The organism is Olsenella sp. An290 (genome assembly GCF_002159535.1).
In the GTDB taxonomy this organism is placed as follows: Bacteria; Actinomycetota; Coriobacteriia; order Coriobacteriales; family Atopobiaceae; genus Thermophilibacter.
In genome coordinates, this window is the sequence record NZ_NFIU01000036.1 from 1 (window position 1) to 2,215 (window position 2,215).

The following is a 2,215-nucleotide window of genomic DNA, read 5'->3' on the forward strand; positions in this document are numbered from 1 at the left end:
TCTGTCTCGTCGATCTCTTCGATCGCAGTATCCGGTTTTCAAGGTTCGCCGCGCGGCCCCGGCTCCTCGCCGGCGGCGCTGCGCGGGGATTAACTATACGCGCCCCGGCGCCCGCCGGGGGCGGGAATCGGGGCGCACACATTTCCTACACAAATGGGGGCGAGGGGGCCTGGGGATCTACTGGCGCGAGACGAAGGCGCGGGCGGAGAAGGCCGAGGCCAGGGGTACGGCAAGAACGACCGCTATGCTGCCGACGAGGCTCTGGAAGAGCTCGAGGGTGAGATAGTCTGAGTTGAGCAGCTGGTTGACCTGGGTGCCATACGTCAGAAGCGACAGGAGCGTCGTGATGGCGGAGCCGGCAAAGGCCAGGATGAGCGTCGTGCTCATGGTTCCCGTCATGTCCTGCCCCATCTCCATGCCCGCGCGGAACAGCTCCTTGGCTGTGGCGGCAGGATGGACCTGCTTCACCTCGAAGAGCGCCGTCGTCACCGACATCGTCATGTCGAGCACGGCGCCGAGCGACGAGATGAGAACGCAGGTGAAGAGGATGTCGCTCAACTGGAAATTAACGCGCTGTCGCAGGAAGATCAGGTCTTCCGCCGCATCCATGTTGTAGCCGCCCACGTGCAGAATCGCCGAGAAGGCCAGGTAGAACACTGCTGCCACGAGTATGCCCGAGATCGTGGCCAGAATGGACACGCGCGTCTTGGCGCTCCATCCGTTGAGCAGCGTCATGGAGCTCACCGTGATGGCGAGCGCGACGCCCACCGTAACCGGAATGACGGGGTAGCCGTGATAGAACGCGGGAAGCATGAAGCAGCCGATCAAGAAGATGGCGAAGGAGAGCCCGATGAGGCTTCGAAGTCCCTTGGTGCGCCCCACCGCCACCATAAAGGCGGCAAACACGAGGACGAGGCCTAGGATGCCGAGCCCCCTGTTGTAGTTATAGATGCTGAAATAGGGCTCCAGACCCTCCTGGCTCTCAAGCCTAACCACAACACGGGTCCCCGCCTCGCAGATGATGTTGTGCGTGTCGTTGACCTCGTTGTGAATCTCGACTTCCTGGCCGGCCAGCTCGCCGTCCTCGATCCTCACGCGAAGCTCCTGAGAACCCCACCGCCTGCTTGAATCGTACGGAGTCGGCTCGAGGTCCTCGGATATGACCTCGGTCACGGTTCCCGCCGGGTAGCTGATGCCCCCCGTGTCCAGCGATGTGAAGTCAATCGGGTTTGAGCGCATCCACCAGAGCACGGCGGCAACGCACAGGACGATGGCGGCAATGACGGCGACGTCCGACGATTCAAGCAGGCGCTTCTTCATGGGCTAGTTGTTCTTCCTTCTCATAATGATGGTCTTGCGAACCGCAACCGCGGCCAGTCCGGCTGCAGCCATGGTAGTGATGGTGGCCGGGGCAACAAGGGCGTCACCCGTCTGCGGAAGGGTGCCCTGCCCCATGGTGGAACCTGCGGGCTTGGTGGTGCCGTCGGCAACCGTAGACCCCTGGTTACCGCCAGGGTTCAGCCCATCGCTCGGGACCTGGGAGCCGCCCTGCTCGCCGCCCGGGACCTGGGAGCCGCCCTGCTCGCCGCCCGGGACCTGGGAGCCGCCCTGCTCGCCGCCGGGGTTCTGCTCGCCTGCGTCGGTGCGCTGGATGGTGACCGTGTCGAGGACGTCGTCGCTCGTCACCTGGGCGTCATCCGTGAAGTAGGTGGTGAAGGTGAGGGAGTCCTCGGTCACCTCGACGCGCGTCATGTTCTCGCGCTTGGACTGGTCCTGGACAGCGGCGAAGGTGTTCTGCGGGAGGTTCTGGATGTCATAGTACTTGGAGCCGGAGGCGGAGTTGGCCGTGATGTAGAGAACCTGGCCGTCCTCGGGGTCGGTAATCTCGGACTGGACCTCGTCGGTGATGAGCGGGGTCGTGCCGTCCATCAGGTACGTGCGCGTGTAGACGTGGTCGTGGCCCATGAGCACGGCGTCGATGTCGAGCTCGGAGAAGACTGCGGGGAGCTCGGAGCGGCGCTGGAGGATGTCACCGTCGGCGGTGTGGCTCGCGACGGAGTAGACCGAGTGGTGGAAGGTCACGATCTTCCAGTTGGCGTCGGGGTTGGCGGCGATGGCCTCCTTCATGAACGCCTTGTGCTCGCTCGTGTTCATGTCATTGGAGTTAAGGGACATGAAGAGCACGCCGTTGTAGGTGAACCAGTAGTCGCCGGAG

At 63.6% G+C, this 2,215-nt stretch carries 2 protein-coding genes; both read right to left on the bottom strand.

The annotated features are described in order from the left end of the window. Positions 1-177: 177 nt before the first annotated feature. The gene (locus tag B5F84_RS09375; RefSeq protein ID WP_087323318.1) at positions 178-1,320 is read right to left on the bottom strand and encodes a YibE/F family protein; all 1,143 of its coding nucleotides are present in this window, start codon (positions 1,318-1,320) and stop codon (positions 178-180) included. A gap of 3 nt (positions 1,321-1,323) precedes the next feature. Beyond that, the coding region (locus B5F84_RS09660; RefSeq protein WP_204205559.1) for a metallophosphoesterase at positions 1,324-2,215 on the bottom strand (892 nt) is incomplete at its 5' end.

Excerpts from the sequence above, each read along its gene's own strand:
- B5F84_RS09375 (WP_087323318.1), bottom strand. The coding sequence starts at position 1,320 with ATGAAGAAGCGCCTGCTTGAATCGTCGGACGTCGCCGTCATTGCCGCC.